Below are 17,658 nucleotides of genomic sequence, written 5' to 3'. Positions count from 1 at the left end.
AACTTATGGGGTTCAGTTCAATTTAGGTGCTTTTTTTTGCTCTTGATTTTAGTAATAAGCCTTTATTAGCCTAAAAAAGCATTATACATCCAAATGAGCTTTTCTTGCTGCTGTACGTATTCATCGACTAAGTCCGCTGTACCTTGGTCTTCCGCTCTTTCTGCTAACGCTGATACTTCTCGCTGTTCTTCGATAAGAGTTTGTAGGCCAGTGACCACACCTTTGACGCAGGCGTTACCGTCTTTGACGTTTTTATCTTCTTGAATGTTGGTGTGTTGGCTAAAGTCGCTATAAGCATGGAGCGGTGTACCACCTAACGTCAAAATACGCTCAGCGATTTCATCAATTTGTAGTTGTAGAGCGATATATAGCTCTTCAAATTTTGGATGCAAGGTGAAGAAATGCTCACCTTTTACGTTCCAGTGATAACCGCGTACGTTAATGTAAAACATATGATAGCTTGATAATAAGCCGTTTAGCTTAGCAATCACTTCGCTCATATCTGCTTTTTCTAGACCAATTTGGTTGGTTACGTTATTAGTATTACTCATAATATTATCCTTATAGTTTGAGTGTAGATTTAATAGATAGGTTTTTCAGTTTTATAAACTCAGACTTTAATTACTAAGCCCAGTATAGCAGTCTAAGCGTGTAGCAAGACGTATTCTTCATTGCTACGCTCATTAATGCTATGTTTGCCATACGCTTTCTATACTTCCTAAACCTTCTATCTGTTTCTTGTTGATGCTTATTATAATAGCAAAGAAGCTACGATTAGTTAAATTCAATTAATATAATTTTGCGATTGATTTAACGAAACCATAGGTTCTATGCTATTCAAACTATTTTATAAGACTCAAATGTCATCCAGAATCATACTTAATCGTAATAACCCTATCAGCTGCGTCATTATGAAAGTGACATTTATACGTTTGTAGGAGGTTGTAGATTCTCAGGATTTAGGCCTTTAACAGCAATCACTTCTTGTAGGTGCTGGCGTACCGTATCAATTGGGAATTTCTGTGCTTGTAAACGTTTTGGAATGATTTGGCTACCTTGTTGACCTTTTAACTCAAACATCATAAAGATATAGTCATCGGTTTCATCCCAGCTTTTAACAGCGCTCCAAGGGATGACCGCTTGCTGAGTACTACTAGCGCGCATTTGCATACCGCGCATCTGATTGCTATTAAACATATCAGGCTGATTGACCGGCATTGCCATGACCAGACCATGCTTTTGCACCCCCAACTTCATTTGGCGCATCTCATCAGGCATTTCTTGGTCAGCCACTTGTTTTTCAAACTCTTTTTTGACATACCATTTAAACCCAAGGGTACGCACCAATAGATAAATGACCACCGCCGCTAACATGAGCCAAAAGATAATGGTTGAGTAACCGGTCAAAAAGACTAAGCCAGCGATGGCTAAAATGACGACCACCGCCATAATAATCCACTCTTTCATCTTAATACTCGACAGACCAAACGACGGGCTGGCACTGGCAAATAGCTCATACTGTGCTTGGTGAAATTCGGCCTCGGTTAGGTTTAAGGCGACAGGTTGAAGCGTGTAGGGGTACAGGGCCATAAAGGTTTCTCAGATACTTGTGTTAAAAGAGTGGGATGAAAAGCGCCAAAGCGAAGCTGCGATGCCATACTTAGCGATGCTTGGCGGGAAGTAGAATAAAGATATGCGCTTATCTTACCGAAAACTGCTCTTAAATGAAACATATAAGCAGCGCTGTTCATCGATAGCACGGCTATTTATAATATTGTCGAAACGGTCTCGCGGTTAATAATGGAATTATGCGTCTTATATAGTCGCATATTTGCTGAGTAAAGATGCAATAGAAAGCACGAGCGACTTCGTTAAAACCCAGCCAAAGCTTAAGCAAAATTTAGCCAAAACATGGTCAAATCTGCTCGGTCTTGGTATGATAGCGGCTCCGACTTATTCTTATAATTGACATGGCGTTATCACTCAGCTTTATAACAACATTGTAAGGCTTTGCGCGCTATTTCGCATTGTTGCAATATGACCTTGCTACTATTTTCTTCTTTTTATTTCTTACTCACTTTTGGCGCTATAGGCAACTATTATGATTGACCCAAAACTCTTACGCGGTGATTTAACAGATTTACAACAGCAGTTGGCCACACGTGGTTATTCGCTTGATATGGCGTTTTGGCAAAGTATCGAGAACGAACGTAAGTCCTTGCAAATTAAAACCGAAGAGTTGCAATCACGCCGTAACGCTGGTGCTAAGCAAGTGGGCGTGCTAAAAAAATCGGGCGAAGATGCTAGCGAGTTGTTGGCTGAGATGCAAAGTGTCAGTGGCGAGATTAAAACAGCCGAAGATGAGCTGCGAACCCTGCAAGAGCGTATTAGCCAAGCGGCAATGCAAATTCCAAATATCCCTGCCGCCGATGTGCCGGTTGGTACGTCAGAAGACGATAACGTCGAAGTGCGCAAATGGGGAACGCCGCGCGAGTTTGACTTTGAGATTCAAGATCATACTCATATTGGCGAGACGCTTGGTATGCTCGACTTTGAAGCTGCTGCAAAATTAACAGGTAGCCGCTTTAACGTGTTAAAAGGTCAGCTTGCGCAAATGCACCGTGCCCTGATTCAGTTTATGCTCAACACTCATACCATTAAATATGGCTACACTGAAACCTACGTGCCTTATATCGTTAATTCTGAGAGTTTAAAAGGTACGGGTCAGTTGCCAAAGTTTGAAGATGATTTATTTAAATTGACCAATCATACCAATAATGAGGGCACTGATTTTTATCTGATTCCAACGGCGGAAGTGCCGATGACCAACTTGGTTCGTGGTGAGCGTTTGGATAGTAAAGAGCTGCCGTTGAAGTTTACCGCGCATACGCCGTGTTTCCGTAGTGAAGCAGGTTCGCACGGTCGTGATACCCGTGGTCTGATTCGTCAGCATCAGTTTGAAAAAGTTGAGATGGTTAATATTGCTACGGCTGAGCAATCAGATGACTTGCTCGAAGCGATGACGGGTCAAGCTGAGTACATTTTGCAGCAGCTAAATCTGCCGTACCGCGTGGTCAAATTATGTACTGGTGATATGGGTTTTGCAGCACAAAAGACTTATGACATCGAGGTATGGTTACCAAGCCAAGATACTTATCGTGAAATCTCAAGTTGCTCTAACTGCGGCGATTTCCAAGCCCGCCGAATGGGCACGCGAGTGAAAGATGGCAAGCAAACCAGTCTAGCGCATACGCTAAATGGTTCAGGTTTGGCCGTTGGTCGTACCTTGCTTGCGGTGATGGAAAATTATCAAAACGCCGATGGCAGTATCAGGATTCCGGAAGTATTGCGTCCGTTTATGGGCGGTGTTGAAACCATTTCAGCTTAAAAAATTAATTTTTTATCTAAACTGCGGGTCAATTACTGACTCGCGGTTTTTTCATACGTATTGGTTTAATAAAACTGATACGAATAATTGTTAAATACAAACGCTTCTGTCAGCGCATTTTTAGATTGCCTGATAGCAAATATGTTAATATTACACTTTGCTTTTATAGTCTATCTTCTGATGGATTGCCCTCTGAGTAACCCTTTCTTTTATGCTCCATACTTTTCATTCGAATATTAGGACACGCTATGCCGACCCCAATTAATGAACGCAAACTTGCCAATGCCATCCGTGTACTGTCGTTCGACGCGGTTCAAAAAGCCAACTCTGGACATCCAGGTGCGCCGATGGGCATGGCTGATATTGCCGAAGTGTTGTGGCGCAAATTTTTAAAGCACAATCCTGCTGACCCGCAATGGCATAACCGTGACCGCTTTGTATTGTCAAACGGTCATGGCTCGATGCTGATTTACTCATTGCTGCATTTAACGGGATACGATGTCAGTGTCGATGACTTAAAAGGCTTTCGCCAGTTGCATTCAAAAACCCCAGGCCATCCTGAACTTGGCTATACCCCAGGTATTGAAACCACGACGGGTCCACTAGGTCAAGGCATCGCTAATGCCGTTGGTTTTGCGATTGCAGAGAAGACACTAGCGGCGCAGTTCAATCGTGATGGTCATAATATCGTTGACCACCATACTTATGCGTTCTTAGGTGATGGCTGCTTGATGGAAGGTATCAGCCATGAAGTCTGCTCATTAGCGGGCACGTTAGGTCTTGGTAAATTAGTATTCTTTTATGATGATAATGGCATCTCAATTGATGGCGATGTCGAAGGCTGGTTCACTGATGATACGCAAGCGCGATTTGAAGCTTATGGCTGGCAAGTGATTAAAGTTGACGGTCATGATACCGATGAAATTACCAAAGCCACTGAGCAAGCAATTGCTGAGACCAATAAACCAAGCTTAATTATTTGTAAAACGACGATTGGTGCTGGTAGTCCGAACAAGCAAGGTTTAGCAGCGAGTCATGGTGCGCCACTTGGTGATGATGAAATCGTCTTGACTCGTGACGCTTTAGCATGGACTCATGCGCCGTTTGAATTAGACGACGAAATCTATGAAGCATGGGATGCCAAAGCCAAAGGCGACGTTCAACAAAAGAACTGGGACGCTGACTTTGAAGCGTATAAAAAGGCCTATCCAGAGCTCGCAGCTGAGCTAATACGCCGTTTAAATGGTGAGTTGCCTGCTGACTTTGATAGCCAAGCACAAGCCTATATTCAGCAGACTCAAGAACAGGGCGGTGATGTCGCCAGTCGTAAAGCCAGTCAAAATGCGATCAATACCTTGCAGCCATTATTACCAGAACTACTAGGTGGTTCAGCAGATCTTGCAGGCTCAAACCTCACGCTATTTAAAGACGCCAAAGGTATCGAGAAAGATAGCGACGGCAACTATATCTATTATGGTGTCCGTGAATTTGGTATGACCGCGATTGCCAACGGTATCGCGCTGCATGGCGGCTTTATCCCTTACGTGGCAACCTTCCTCATGTTTATGGAGTACGCGCGTAATGCGGTGCGCATGGGCGCATTGATGAAGCAGCGTGTGATTCATGTTTACACCCATGATTCAATCGGTTTGGGTGAAGATGGCCCAACGCATCAGCCAGTCGAGCAATTAACGAGCTTACGAACGACACCAAACCTTCGGACATGGCGTCCTTGTGATGCGGCCGAATCTGCAAGCGCTTGGGTTGAAGCAATTAAGTCAGAAAACAATCCATCTGCGCTTATCTTTAGCCGTCAAAGCTTGCCACATCAAGCACGTGACAGCGATCAACTCGCTAATATCGCTAAAGGTGGTTATGTCCTAGCGAAAGAGCAGGGCAGCAGTGATAAAGGATTACAAGCAATCATCATCGCCACGGGTTCAGAAGTTGGTCTTGCTATGCAAGCGCATAAGTCGCTTAGCGAAAATGGCGTTGGTGTTCGTGTCGTTTCTATGCCATGTGCAGAAATCTTTATGGAGCAAGATGCGAGCTACCGTGAAGCGGTATTGCCAGCCAATATCCGCGCTCGCGTAGCAGTAGAAGCTGCGCATGTCGACTATTGGTATAAGTTTGTTGGTCTTGATGGTAAAGTTATCGGAATGACTACTTATGGCGAGTCAGCGCCTGCGGACGAGCTCTATAAAGAGTTCGGCATTACTGCTGAAGCGGTGATTGATGCGGTGAATAGTTTGGTCTAATTAATCTAAGCTTACACCTATTTCTTGAGTTTATATGAGAGCTGCTGGAGTAATTTGGCAGCTCTTTTTTATGATGTTCTTTTTGGTCTTTTGAGTTATTCTCTGTTAAAAACACTACGGAAAATAATGATGCAAAGATTTGTTCAAATTATATCTGAAAGTACAGAAACACACATTGAAAATTTTAATAGAATCGAAAACCTGATTTATGAGGAGCTTCAACAATCAGGTTCGACTAGATTAGTGATAAATCTTCAAAAGATGCAATGGGAAAGAGCTATATTCGTTATAGGACTATTTTCACTATTCGAAGCAGTAATTCAGAATGAATTAAAAATTGAAAAAGGTTCAGCTTTTAAAGAGCTAAAAAGACGACTTGAAAAAGATAGAAATACGGAATTACTCATAAGGTTTGAAGAGTTTTACTACGCTATTAATGTATTAAAGCATGGAAAAGGTCATTCTTATACAGAGCTCTTAGAGAAGCAAGATAGTTTACCGTTCGAAATTACACCTGCTGATTCATATTTTAGAAATGAAGGTGATGTCTCAGAAACTGAGACTTTAATTTATGTTGATGATAAGTTCTTAGAAAGCTGCTTAGCAGTTATTTGCCAGTGCTATGAGGAATTATTTCGAATAAAATAATAATGTCTGTTAACTTATTAGACACATCAGCTAGCGTAATGAACGTCACCGATAGTATGAGCTACAAGACTCAGAAGGTAGAAATCCAAATAAACGAAATAATAATTCTCTTAAATCCTCATAATTAAAACGTGTGGGCGAGGGACGAGCGCCGAGCGAAGCTTTTAAAGAAAATCGACCCATGCCATGCATATTTCCCCACTTTTAAAGCAGCAGATATCGAGGCTAATTTTTTTGTCTCTTGGCTCTCTATGATTTTCAAATAAAATAAACTTTTTATAGTCGAACGTTAGTAGTGTTATATCTAGTTTCCTGAACTAAACAGAGCTTAATGACATGTAGCCGTTTTGTACTGGCACGTTGATTAGACATGAGGATTGACTTACCATCAAGTATCTAAGTGTTTTGTGAAATACGACTAAGGAGAGCCGTCATGTCGAATAAACCTGCCAATAAATCAGCCAAAAATGATATTACGTTAAGTAAAAAGGTCAAAAAAAAGCTAAGTAAGCTGAATTTGCAGCGTCAAAAAGAGCAAGATAAAATAGACAAGGTGCGTCAAAAAGAGCTGGATAAAGTAGACAAGCAGCGTCAAAAAGAACAAGATAAAATTGATAAAAAGATTCAGGCAATGATAGACGATATCAACCAAAAGGCGATGAAAAAGCAAGAAAAAATAGATACTAAAATTCAGAAAAGAAGAAATAAAATAGACAAAACTGGCATAGCAGAAGAGCAAATATGGCAGTACTAAAAACGTTAGAAAATATAGTCTTAAGATGCAATAGGTTTTCGAGTCATTTTTAGGTCATAATGTTTTTAAATAATTAAACGTTTCTGTAAAGAACGTCTTGAAAATCTATAATGTTATCTACCCAACTTAGAATTTCTAAGTTGGGTTTTTTGTCACTTAATCAATTCGCAGCAATCAACTTTCCTGATATCTCAAGCGGGATGATATTGCTAATCAATTTTGGGAAGGCTGTCACCCCGTAATTATAGCGGTCTACCATACCCGTTGCGCGAAACTTTAACGTTGGTTGAGAGGTCACAGGGTCAATCTCGACATCCGATAGAGTGACTCTTACCGTTAACGGTTTGGTTTGACCCAAGGCGGTAAAATCGCCTGTGACATTGGCTTCTTTAGGGGTAATCATCGTGACTTTTTTTGAGACAAACGTCATCGTTGGATATTGCTGGGTATTGAGCAACTCTTTTCGGCGCAAAAAACTATCGCGTAGGCGGCGCTCGGTGTCGATGCTATCGGTATGTACGGTAAAATTAATGGTCGTACTGGCAGGCTTTCTGACGTCATAATTGATGGCGCCGTTTACCTTACGAAACTTACCGTCAGTGGTCGCCTTGCCTAAGTATTTGACCTCAAAATCTGCGCTGGTTTTTGGTACATCCAGCTTCCATTTTTGTGGTGTCGTACTAGCGGCCTGTCCCATTATTGGTAGAGATAACAATAAAGAGGTACCAAGCGTAATTTTTAGCAAAGAGGCGGCGCGAGTATTCATACGTATGATCCAAGGGTAGTAATAAAGTCGTCAGTATTGAACATGCTTTTAGAGCATGACTGAGCGTTATAGCTTAAATAATCATGCGATAGCCTACTACAATTGTGCTGTTTCAATGTATTATTAAAGTTATGAGCGATTTAGAAGTACGCCTTCCAAGAGCTTATCGCTTAAAATAACCAATTTGACTTTTTATATAGTAGAAAACCATGTCTTTGATGTCCAGCTTTAAAGGTATCGTCGGCGAGACCGTCATCAATGTGGCCATGTGGCTAAAACTTGATAAAGACGTGTATCATCGTTTAAACAATATCACTTTGCCATTAGCGGATGGTGGTAGTACCCAAATTGACCATGTTATCGTCTCTAGGTATGGCATCTTTGTTATCGAAACCAAGAACTATAAAGGCTGGATATATGGTAACGAAAGACAACGACAATGGACCCAAGCCTTTCCGAATGGGCGCAAATATAAATTCCAAAATCCACTGCACCAAAATTATCTACATATAAAAACGCTGTCTGATTTATTAGAACTGGAGATGAGTTATTTTCATTCGATGATTGCATTTATTGGGGAGTGTGAGCTTAAAACTCGCGATGAACTACCTGAGCATGTATTGACGAGCGGTATGGTTTCTTATATTAAGAAAAAGCAGAATAAGATACTTAACGATGGAGAAGTCAAAGCGATCGTTGAACAAATTGAGAGCAATCGATTTAGCAAGTCTTGGCGCACTAACAGGGCGCATAAAGCTTATTTGAAAGATAAGCATAGTAATGCTAGCAAGTCAAAAAAATTGAAGCTAAATGCGAGTTTGACAGAACAATCAAGTCCTCAAGCAGACGCGCCAATTAGAACCGAAGTTAAAGAGTATGCTCGCTGGTCTGGTCAAACGCAGGTTGAACAGTCAGATTTTAATACATCGACGGTTCCCTCTATCAATGTACTGCCTAGCACTGAAGTACTTAATAATAACAATAACGTTAAACAAGTCTTTATTACCCCGTTTAAAATTGTAGAGTCTGAACCTCAAACTCAGCAATCTTCGATAACAAAGCAACCCGTTACTCCTGTCAGTAACGAGGATATTCCCACTTTTCCAAAATGCCCTAAGTGCAGTGGTGAGATGGTTCAGCGAATCGCCAAAAAAGGCGCGCATCAAGGCCAGCACTTTTTTGGCTGTTGTCAATTTCCAAAATGTCGCGGTGTGATAAATGCTTAACGCATCTTAATAAACGGACGGCTATTTTATCCGTATATCTCTTCTAAGCGTAAACAAGCAACCAACCGGCCATCCCACTCCCGCAGCTGTGGCTCGACTTCACTGCATTTTGGTTTGGCATAAGGGCAGCGTTTATGCAACGCGCAACCACTTGGCGGATTTAGCGGACTTGGAAGCTCACCTTGCAGCGTTAAATCATTCTTATGACCATTCACAGTGGGCGCCGCTGCCAATAAAGCAATGGTATAAGGATGCTTTGGCGCATTATAAATCGCTTCTTTTGGTCCATGCTCAACCGCTTGACCTAAATACATCACCATCACGTCATCAGCAACATGACGGACTACTGATAAGTTGTGCGAAATAAAAACGTAAGCAGTGTGATATTCGTCCTGCAAATCCATGAATAAGTTTAATACTTGCGCTTGAATCGACACATCGAGCGCGGAGGTTGGTTCATCAGCGACGACAATTTTTGGATTGAGCATCATCGCGCGGGCGAGCGCAATACGTTGGCGCTGGCCACCTGAAAACATATGGGGAAAACGCCCTGCATGCTCGGGACGTAGGCCGACATTTCTCATCATCTCATTTATTTTTTCGCGTTTTTCTTCCTTTGATAGCTTGGTATGGATATCTAATGGCTCAGTCAATTGATAACCGATCGTATGGCGCGGATTCAAGCTGCCATAAGGATTTTGAAAAACCATCTGAATCTCGGTTCGCAACTCTTTTAACGCTTTTCTACTATAGCCAGTTGTCGCCTCATCGTTGATAAATAGCTCACCATCAGTAGGCTCTTCGATCAGGGTCAATTGACGAGCAAGGGTAGATTTACCGCAGCCCGACTCACCAACGACGGCAAGCGTTTTGCCCGCTTCAAGCTCAAACGAGATGCCATTTAGCGCTTTCACATGAGCTTTTGGTTTTCCCAACCCTTGGGATACTGGGTAATGCTTGTGTAGATTGTCTGCTTTTAAGACCACTTTATGACTCATGCTTGGGACTCCAAAGTAGCAGGATGCGGGGTAGAAATGCGAGTAGGTAAGCTTGGTAGTTCGGAGTGAATACAGCGTACTTTGCCATTAGGCGTATCTAAAATAGGCGGTGGCACTTCGCAAGCGGCTTCTTTATACGGACAACGAGGGGAGAGCAAGCAGCCGCTTGGGCGGTCATATTGGCTTGGCACCACACCCGGCAAACTGTTGAGTCTGTCTTGACCAATCGCCAATTCAGGAATGGCTTGCAGCAAGGCATCGGTATAAGGATGAGTAGGATTTTGGAAAATCTCTGGCACTGTACTGGTTTCAACCACTTGTCCTGCATACATGACGGCAACATCACGTGAATTTTGCGCGACCAGACCCAAATCATGGGTAATTAATACCATGGCCATCTGTTTTTCGCGTTGTAAGCGGCCAAGCAAATCCATGATTTGCGCTTGTACGGTGACATCAAGCGCCGTGGTTGGTTCATCCGCGATGAGTAGTTTTGGCTCACAAGCAATAGCCATCGCTATCATAATACGCTGACTCATACCGCCCGATAATTGATGCGGATAAACTTTTAGCCGATTCTTAGCATCGGGCATCTCAACCAACTCGAGCAGCTCTAATATGCGCGAGCGAACTGCCGAACCGCGCAGTCCAAGATGCTTACGTAGCACTTCACCCAATTGCATCTCAACCGTAAAGCTTGGGTTCAAGCAAGACATCGCATTTTGAAAAATCATAGAAATGTCTTTGCCAATGATGCCGCGTTTTTCTTTTGCGGACATACTGAGCATGTCTTTATTATCAAACATCACCCGCTGCGCGCGAACCGTCGCAGAAGGCGGCAATAAGCCCATGAGCGCCATCATGGTGACCGACTTTCCCGAGCCAGATTCACCAACAACGGCGATGACTTCGCCTTGGGTGACTTTCAATGACACATCATCGACGGCGCGAAAAGCACGCGCACCTTGACCAAAGGTAACCGAAAGATTTTCAATATCCAATAATAACGGCGTTTCTTTTGTTAATGAACCATTCATCGAAGTGTCAGTGGTAGTGGTTGCATTTAATGTATCAGTCATTTAGGTCACCTGCTTTAATTTTGGATCTAGCGCATCGCGCAGGCCATCGCCTGTCAAGTTAATCGACAGAGCAGCTAAGAAAATAGCGACACCGGGCCAAATGGCAAGCCAAACATTACTTTGAATGTATTGCCGCGCCGTACCGAGCATCGCGCCCCATTCGGCATCTGGTGGTTGGACGCCAAAGCCTAAGAAACCAATCGCCCCTGCTTCTAAAATAGCAGAGGAAAAGATCATCGTTGCCTGAACGATAAGCGGCGCCATACAGTTGGGTAAAATGGTGATAAATAATAATCTTAGTACGCCAGCACCCATCACTTGCGAGGCGATAAAGTACTCACGCTGTAGCTCTACCATCGCCGTTGCTCGTGTTAGACGAATAAACGGCGGCGTGCAAACCAGTGCAATGGTGATAATAGTATTGGTCATAGAAGGGCCTAAGATGGCCGCAATAATGATGGCCAATAGCAAGCTTGGATAAGACATCAAAATATCATTGACCAGCATCACCGCTTTGCCCCAAACCTTTGGCCAAAACGCAGCGCTAAGCCCTAAAGTGATACCGACCAGCATCGCAAGGGTGGTCGCGCTCAGACCGATAAATAAAGAATAACGCGCGCCATACATTACCCGCGATAACGTATCTCGGCCGGCATCATCAGTACCAAGCCAAAACATGGTATCGCCACCGCTTAGAAAGGCTGGTGGTAATTGCTCTTGGCCGGTAAATAATTCATAAGGGTCATGCGGCGCGAGGGCGGGCGCAAGTACAGCAATAATGACCATTAAGGCTAAGACAAGAAAACCCAGTACCGCGCCTTTATTTCGGCAAAACGTCGACAAAAATAACTGCAAAGATGACGGCGGAGTAGCGGCTATCAGATTAAGATCTGAGGGAAGAACAGAAGGCTTCATGAGTAGTTCCTATAGTGGCCAGCGCTAAGAGCACTTAGAGCCTCATTCCTGAAAAAAAGGGCAGAGGACTTGCTAAAAATTGCTCTAAATCATATAGGCATTTAACGCCACTATTTATAATATGGGTATTTATCATTATCAAATTATGAGGTATGTCGAATACGCGGATTGATCAGACCATACAAAATGTCAATAAATAAGCTGACTAAAATCAAGGCGGTGGCGACCAATAAGATACCGTTCTGTACAATAGGATAATCACGGGTAAAAAAGCCATCGAGAAGCCAATTACCAACGCCCGGCCAACTAAAGATGGTCTCGGTGATAATCGCGCCAGCGAGCAAGGTCGCCATTTGTAAGCCAATCACAGTGACGACAGTAATCAAGGCATTGCGCATCACGTGTACCAATATCACTCGGCGTGGCGATAAGCCTTTGGCACGTGCCGTGCGCACATAGTCTTCATCCAATACCTCTAGCATTGCCGAGCGCGTCATCCGCGCAATCATCGCGAGTGGAATGGTCGATAAAGCAATAGAAGGCAAAATAAAATGTTTTACCACGTTCCAAAATGCGCCAGGCTCACCGGAGGTTAGAGAACCTAATAGCCATGAGCCATAGAGTGGATGGACATCTAAAAACTGAGCGACAGAAATAACTCCAGCGACAGGTAACAGGCCTAAATAATGGGCAAATATACCCGTCAGGATAGGCCCTAATAAATAGATAGGCATCGAGTATCCCGCCAGCGCACCTGACATCAATGTGTAATCAATCCACGTACCGCGGCGCAGCGCTGCAAAGATACCTAAGCTGACACCGACGACACTAGCAATGATAATGGCACATACCGCAAGCTCTAGTGTTGGGACAAAATGGGCAAAGAAGTCTTGTAATACTGGGGCGCGCGTTCGAAAGGATGCCCCAAAATCACCGGTCAATATACCGGATAAGTAATCCCAATATTGGACGATGAGAGGTTTATCCAATCCGAGTCTTTCTAGAGCGCGAGCATGCAGCTCTGGATCGACCATTCGCTCACCCATCATAATCTCGACAGCATCTCCAGGAACGAGACGAATCAGAGTAAAAGTGGATAGCGTTAAGCCAAGATAAACAGGAATTAAAATAGCAATTCGACGCAGAATATAAAGTAGCATGGGCTGCTCAATTGTTGTGGTTCAATAGTTACGGTGCAAAAGTTATAAATCGAATATTAAAGCGTTAGCAGTAATGAGAAGGTCCGCGACAAAATGTTGAGCAAAGCGCGTAACAGGATGCTGAACTTATAGAAATTCGGCTGGAACAAACAAAACGTCTGACCAGCCGAATACCGATTAAATAACTGTGCCTGTCGTTCCGGACTTTATGAGTGGCTGCTATTCAACTTTCACACCATCGAAGCGTATGGCACCAAGCGGACTGATTTTATAATCGACAACGTTTGGTGCGGTGAATACGGTGACGACCGAATGCGCCATCGTCGTCCAAGGCAGCTGCTCTTTAAATATCTGCTGAGCTTTTACATAATCATCGACACGCTCATCTTGGTTGGTAATCTGACGGGCACTGGTCACTAAATTATCAAAATCTTTATTACACCAGCGCGAGTAGTTATTACCACCGACCGCATCACAAGATAATAGCGAGCCAAGCCAGTTATCAGGATCGCCGTTGTCACCTGTCCAGCCCGCTAAAATCACATCAGGCTCACCTTTCGCGGCGCGTTTTAAGTACTCACCCCATTCGTAAGTGACAAGCTTGGTATCGACGCCAATCTTGGCCCAATCTGCTTGTAGCATTTCAGCCATGAGCTTGGCATTTGGGTTATAGGGACGCTGAACCGGCATATACCATAAGTTGATAGCTAGGTTATCAGCACCTGCTTCTTTGATAAGGGTTTTGGCTTTTTCGACATCATAAGGCGCATCTTTAATCGATTCATCGTAACCCCACTGCGTTGGTGGCATAGGATTGGTTGCTTTAACCCCTTCACTTTGGTAGACCGCATTGATGATAGCGTCTTTGTTAATAGCCATATCTAACGCTTGACGAACTTTAAGGTCGCTAAGCTTCGGTTTTTCAACGTTATAGCCGACATAACCAACGTTAAAGCCCGGTTGATCAAGCACTGTGACCTTACCCGATTTTCTGACAGAATCGATTTCAGCAGGTTTTGGATAAGCAGATACATGACATTCACCAGCCTGCACCTTTTGCGCGCGCACGGCTGAGTCTTTGGTGATGACAAACACTAAATTATCAATATGAATGTCATCTTTGTTCCAATAGTCTGGGTTTTTGCTATAGCGGATTTGCGCATCTTTCTGATAAGAGGTAAAGACGAAAGGACCAGTACCAACTGGCTTATTATTAATATCAGCCGCGTTACCAGCCGCCATTAATTTGTCAGCGTACTCAGCAGAATCGATATAAGCAAAGGCCATTGCTAGGTTTTGTAAAAACGGAGCGTTGGTTTCACTTAGGGTGACTTTGACGGTATTGTCGTCAACTTTTTCGATATTAGAGATAAGGTCAGGCAACCCCATACCGACCGAATACGGGAATTCAGCAGGATACGCTTTGTTAAATTCAAATTCTGGGTTGGTGAGACGTTCTAGGGTAAAAACAACATCGTCAGCGTTAAAATCACGGGTCGGGGTAAAGTAATCGGTTTTACCAAACTTGACGCCTTTACGCAGATTGAAGGTATAAGTTTTGCCATCTTCACTGATATCCCAACTTTCGGCTAATGCTGGCTGAATCTCGGTACCATCTCTTTTAAATTCTACTAGGCCGTTGTAGATAGGATAGGCACTGGCATCAAAATCAGTTCCTGCCGTATACTGCGCTGGGTCAAAGCCAGCAGGGCTACCTTCTGAGCAATAAAGCAAGGTTTTTGCGCCTTTGGCGCCTGAGCTGGCAGCAGAGTCATCGGTGGTTTTGTTGTCGCCGCTACAGGCACTGATTCCCAAGATAACCGTCGCTAACAGGGTCAGTTTGAAGAGTGATTTTTGCATTCTTACATCCTATGTAATGATAAGTAGTCGCCAACATATCTATAGGTTCATAAGCGAACCCTATATAATTAACGAGCTTCTAATTCCTTTTAAAGTGTTTATAAATAAAGTATTTATAGTATGCAAAATGAAAATGAATCAGGTGTTATTAACTCAAATTGCAGACTGCAATAAATAGCAATATAAATAATTGGTTTAAATATACTACCTTACGCAGTTGTAACGCAAGGTATCTATTATTTAATTTGATAGAAAATGTTCCATTTTAATATCTGTATTTTTGAATCTAAGCGCCAATCTTTAATAGGTGGGCTTGTTAAATAAAAGCGCCCGTATAAAACATTTATCCTTTGGTATTTTATGACGCGACTTGCTCAACGTGATTGTGGTTTGCTTTAATCAAGTCGGCCATCTTCTCCGCAATCATAATCGTTGGCGCATTGGTATTGGCGCTGATTAGTGTCGGCATCACGGATGCATCAATAACCCGTAAGCCGCTCACGCCGCGCACCTTGAGTTCTAAATCAACCACAGATTTGTCATCTGAACCCATTCGACAAGTGCCGATAGGATGATAGATGGTATCTGACTTATTACGAATATAGCCAAGCATACCGTCTTTTTCGATATAAGGGGCAGGGTAATCTTCGGTGATATATTTGGCGATGGGCGCTTCTTGCATAATAGCGCGGGTACGCTCCGCACCAGCGACCATATACTCTACGTCTTTAGGATGTGAGAGAAAGTTTGGATCAATCAATACGCACTCTGAGGGGTCGGCTGACGCGAGCCTAACCGTACCGCGGCTTTCAGGGCGCAAATAACAGGCATGACACGAGATGGCAAAGCCGCGTCTGAGGTCACGACCGTGTTCAATGACGCGAGATATCACAAAATGCAGCTGGGTATTTGGCCACTCTTTTGGGGCATCACCGACGCTAAAGAACGCACCCGCTTCGGCATAGTTGGTAGAGAGTAAACCAGTACCATCTTTTCTCCACTGTCGAATACTTTTGGTCAAGGTTGAGAGCGTTGCCATACCAATACCGATAACATCGGTGGTATTGACCTCATAATCAAAAACCACGTCTAAATGATCTTGTAAATTACCGCCAACATCAGGCGCGTCGACCAACACATCGATTCCATGCGACTGTAAATGCTCAGCGGGACCAATACCAGACAGCATCAGAACTTTCGGCGAACCAAAAGCGCCACCTGACAAAATAACTTCCTGACGCGCCATTACCGTATGCTCGACGCCATCTTTTTCATAAGCGACGCCAACGGCTCGTTTATTTTCAAAGATGACGCGGTTGGCTTGCGCGTGAGTAATGACAGTTAAATTTGAACGAGTTTTTTGCACAGGGTGTAAATAGGCGGCAGCAGCAGAACAACGTTGACCTTGCTTTTCGCCATGAAAGTGGGTGACTTGATACAACCCTGCGCCGTCTTGCTTTTTGCCATTAAAGTCTTGATTGTGGTCCAAGCCATTGGCGACGGCTGCCTCTACAAATGCTTTTGAGATTTCACGCGGGCTTAATAAATCGCTGACATGCAAGGGACCACTATCGCCATGTAGCTCGTCTGCGCCGTGGACATTGTTTTCGGCCTTGATAAAGTAGGGGAGGACATCGTCAAAACCCCAACCTTCGCAGCCTTGCTCAACCCAGCGTTCATAATCAAGCGCGCTACCACGAGTATAAATCATCGCATTAATGGCGGATGAGCCGCCCAAACATTGACCGCGTGGTTGAAAGCCGCGTCGATTATTAAGATGGGTTTGCGGAGTAGTATGAAAGCACCAATTGTTTAATTTTAACGGTTTTCCTGGGACTAAAAGGATTAAACCTGCTGGTACGCGGATGGCGAGATCTTTGCCTTCGCCGCCGTACTCCAATAAACAAACACTGATATCGGGATTTTCTGTCAGACGGCTGGCAAGTACGCAGCCCGCAGAACCGCCGCCCACGATGATGTAGTCAAATTTTGGATCAACTTCCATATTATCTTCCTTTTAGCATCCATGCTTATTAAAACGTACTGATTAAAATAGCTGACGTTTTACCGTATCTATTAGGTCACTGAAATAATAGAGTCAGTTCAATATAAAGCAGATGCCTTTGAAATGGAACTGTGCTGATAGAAGTTTTTCTTACTTACTATACATATCGAGCTGTAAATATTTCAAAGCGTCTATTTAAAGCATATAGCGTTTTTTACCATGAATCTGCTATACCGCACATATCTCAGAGCGCACGATAAAGCGCTTGCCCTCGGGGATTTCTAGCGAAAAACTTGCCCCGCGCCCAGCGACCACATCGATGGTTAAATCGGTGTGTTGCCAAAGTTTATACTGCGCTTTTCCCATATAAAAAGGACAGCCCGCCAGCTCGCCAACCAACACATCTTGACCGCCTACTTTAAACTCGCCCAGTGGATAGCACATCGGCGAGCTACCATCGCAGCAGCCACCAGATTGATGAAACATCAGATCGCCATGTTTAGACTTTAATAATTCAATGAGCGCTTTACAGGAATCTGTCGCCGTCACTTTCATTATGAACTCCTTATCACTTATGAGCAGTTTATGCTTATTAATGCTT

At 43.6% G+C, this 17,658-nt stretch carries 15 protein-coding genes; 5 read left to right on the top strand and 10 right to left on the bottom strand.

The window, feature by feature from the left end; genetic code table 11:
* Positions 1 to 65: 65 nt before the first annotated feature.
* Both B4K26_RS10460 and B4K26_RS10455 read right to left on the bottom strand, forming a co-directional pair.
* Positions 66 to 551, bottom strand: coding sequence for a Dps family protein (locus tag B4K26_RS10460; RefSeq protein WP_296245388.1), 486 nt, complete (start codon positions 549 to 551; stop codon positions 66 to 68).
* Between the two features lie 373 nt (positions 552 to 924).
* On the bottom strand, positions 925 to 1,590 hold the full coding sequence (locus B4K26_RS10455) for a YcxB family protein (RefSeq protein WP_296245387.1): 666 nt from the start codon (positions 1,588 to 1,590) through the stop codon (positions 925 to 927).
* A 511-nt stretch (positions 1,591 to 2,101) separates the two neighbouring features.
* On the opposite strand from B4K26_RS10455, the gene serS reads away from it, so the two are divergent.
* From serS to B4K26_RS10435, 4 genes are all read left to right on the top strand, one after another.
* Entirely contained in the window at positions 2,102 to 3,388 is a 1,287-nt protein-coding gene (serS, locus tag B4K26_RS10450) for a serine--tRNA ligase (protein WP_296245386.1), read from the top strand.
* 248 nt (positions 3,389 to 3,636) lie between these two features.
* A complete protein-coding gene (tkt, locus tag B4K26_RS10445; RefSeq protein ID WP_296245385.1) occupies positions 3,637 to 5,646 on the top strand; it encodes a transketolase in 2,010 nt (669 codons plus the stop codon).
* A 54-nt stretch (positions 5,647 to 5,700) separates the two neighbouring features.
* Positions 5,701 to 6,294 carry a hypothetical protein gene (locus tag B4K26_RS10440; RefSeq protein WP_296245384.1) on the top strand — a complete coding sequence of 198 codons (594 nt, stop codon included), beginning with the start codon at positions 5,701 to 5,703 and terminating at the stop codon, positions 6,292 to 6,294.
* Between the two features lie 433 nt (positions 6,295 to 6,727).
* Positions 6,728 to 7,048, top strand: coding sequence for a hypothetical protein (locus tag B4K26_RS10435; RefSeq protein WP_296245382.1), 321 nt, complete (start codon positions 6,728 to 6,730; stop codon positions 7,046 to 7,048).
* A 160-nt stretch (positions 7,049 to 7,208) separates the two neighbouring features.
* Here B4K26_RS10435 and B4K26_RS10430 read toward each other — a convergent pair whose 3' ends face one another.
* On the bottom strand, positions 7,209 to 7,814 hold the full coding sequence (locus tag B4K26_RS10430) for a YceI family protein (RefSeq protein ID WP_296245381.1): 606 nt from the start codon (positions 7,812 to 7,814) through the stop codon (positions 7,209 to 7,211).
* 209 nt (positions 7,815 to 8,023) lie between these two features.
* On the opposite strand from B4K26_RS10430, the gene B4K26_RS10425 reads away from it, so the two are divergent.
* Positions 8,024 to 9,040, top strand: coding sequence for an NERD domain-containing protein (locus B4K26_RS10425; RefSeq protein WP_296245380.1), 1,017 nt, complete (start codon positions 8,024 to 8,026; stop codon positions 9,038 to 9,040).
* A 26-nt stretch (positions 9,041 to 9,066) separates the two neighbouring features.
* Here B4K26_RS10425 and B4K26_RS10420 read toward each other — a convergent pair whose 3' ends face one another.
* The 7 genes from B4K26_RS10420 to B4K26_RS10390 all read right to left on the bottom strand — a co-directional run bounded on the left by B4K26_RS10420 (position 9,067) and on the right by B4K26_RS10390 (position 17,612).
* Positions 9,067 to 10,038 (bottom strand): peptide ABC transporter ATP-binding protein, encoded by a 972-nt coding sequence (locus B4K26_RS10420; protein ID WP_296245379.1) that lies wholly within the window; start codon positions 10,036 to 10,038, stop codon positions 9,067 to 9,069.
* The gene (locus B4K26_RS10415) at positions 10,035 to 11,117 is read right to left on the bottom strand and encodes an ABC transporter ATP-binding protein (protein WP_296245378.1); all 1,083 of its coding nucleotides are present in this window, start codon (positions 11,115 to 11,117) and stop codon (positions 10,035 to 10,037) included. The genes B4K26_RS10420 and B4K26_RS10415 overlap by 4 nt, the downstream gene beginning before the upstream one ends.
* Positions 11,118 to 12,032, bottom strand: coding sequence for an ABC transporter permease (locus B4K26_RS10410; RefSeq protein ID WP_296245376.1), 915 nt, complete (start codon positions 12,030 to 12,032; stop codon positions 11,118 to 11,120).
* 143 nt (positions 12,033 to 12,175) lie between these two features.
* Positions 12,176 to 13,192, bottom strand: a complete 1,017-nt coding sequence (locus B4K26_RS10405; RefSeq protein WP_296236668.1) for an ABC transporter permease — start codon at positions 13,190 to 13,192, stop codon at positions 12,176 to 12,178.
* A 219-nt stretch (positions 13,193 to 13,411) separates the two neighbouring features.
* Entirely contained in the window at positions 13,412 to 15,052 is a 1,641-nt protein-coding gene (locus B4K26_RS10400; RefSeq protein ID WP_296245374.1) for an ABC transporter substrate-binding protein, read from the bottom strand.
* 358 nt (positions 15,053 to 15,410) lie between these two features.
* Entirely contained in the window at positions 15,411 to 17,057 is a 1,647-nt protein-coding gene (locus B4K26_RS10395) for a GMC family oxidoreductase (protein WP_296245373.1), read from the bottom strand.
* A gap of 228 nt (positions 17,058 to 17,285) precedes the next feature.
* Positions 17,286 to 17,612 (bottom strand): DUF779 domain-containing protein, encoded by a 327-nt coding sequence (locus B4K26_RS10390; protein WP_296245372.1) that lies wholly within the window; start codon positions 17,610 to 17,612, stop codon positions 17,286 to 17,288.
* Positions 17,613 to 17,658 lie beyond the last annotated feature (46 nt).

The organism is Psychrobacter sp. UBA6766, assembly GCF_002453355.1.
Classification (GTDB): domain Bacteria; phylum Pseudomonadota; class Gammaproteobacteria; order Pseudomonadales; family Moraxellaceae; genus Psychrobacter.
The sequence above is the reverse complement of the archived record's forward strand: the minus strand, read 5'-3'. Positions and strand labels throughout refer to the sequence as shown.

Coding starts and splice junctions, on each gene's coding strand:
- tkt (WP_296245385.1), top strand. CDS start 3,637: ATGCCGACCCCAATTAATGAACGCAAACTTGCCAATGCCATCCGTGTA.
- B4K26_RS10395 (WP_296245373.1), bottom strand. CDS start 17,057: ATGGAAGTTGATCCAAAATTTGACTACATCATCGTGGGCGGCGGTTCT.
- serS (WP_296245386.1), top strand. CDS start 2,102: ATGATTGACCCAAAACTCTTACGCGGTGATTTAACAGATTTACAACAG.
- B4K26_RS10430 (WP_296245381.1), bottom strand. CDS start 7,814: ATGAATACTCGCGCCGCCTCTTTGCTAAAAATTACGCTTGGTACCTCT.
- B4K26_RS10455 (WP_296245387.1), bottom strand. CDS start 1,590: ATGGCCCTGTACCCCTACACGCTTCAACCTGTCGCCTTAAACCTAACC.
- B4K26_RS10400 (WP_296245374.1), bottom strand. CDS start 15,052: ATGCAAAAATCACTCTTCAAACTGACCCTGTTAGCGACGGTTATCTTG.
- B4K26_RS10410 (WP_296245376.1), bottom strand. CDS start 12,032: ATGAAGCCTTCTGTTCTTCCCTCAGATCTTAATCTGATAGCCGCTACT.
- B4K26_RS10460 (WP_296245388.1), bottom strand. CDS start 551: ATGAGTAATACTAATAACGTAACCAACCAAATTGGTCTAGAAAAAGCA.
- B4K26_RS10425 (WP_296245380.1), top strand. CDS start 8,024: ATGTCTTTGATGTCCAGCTTTAAAGGTATCGTCGGCGAGACCGTCATC.
- B4K26_RS10420 (WP_296245379.1), bottom strand. CDS start 10,038: ATGAGTCATAAAGTGGTCTTAAAAGCAGACAATCTACACAAGCATTAC.
- B4K26_RS10405 (WP_296236668.1), bottom strand. CDS start 13,192: ATGCTACTTTATATTCTGCGTCGAATTGCTATTTTAATTCCTGTTTAT.
- B4K26_RS10435 (WP_296245382.1), top strand. CDS start 6,728: ATGTCGAATAAACCTGCCAATAAATCAGCCAAAAATGATATTACGTTA.
- B4K26_RS10415 (WP_296245378.1), bottom strand. CDS start 11,117: ATGACTGATACATTAAATGCAACCACTACCACTGACACTTCGATGAAT.
- B4K26_RS10390 (WP_296245372.1), bottom strand. CDS start 17,612: ATGAAAGTGACGGCGACAGATTCCTGTAAAGCGCTCATTGAATTATTA.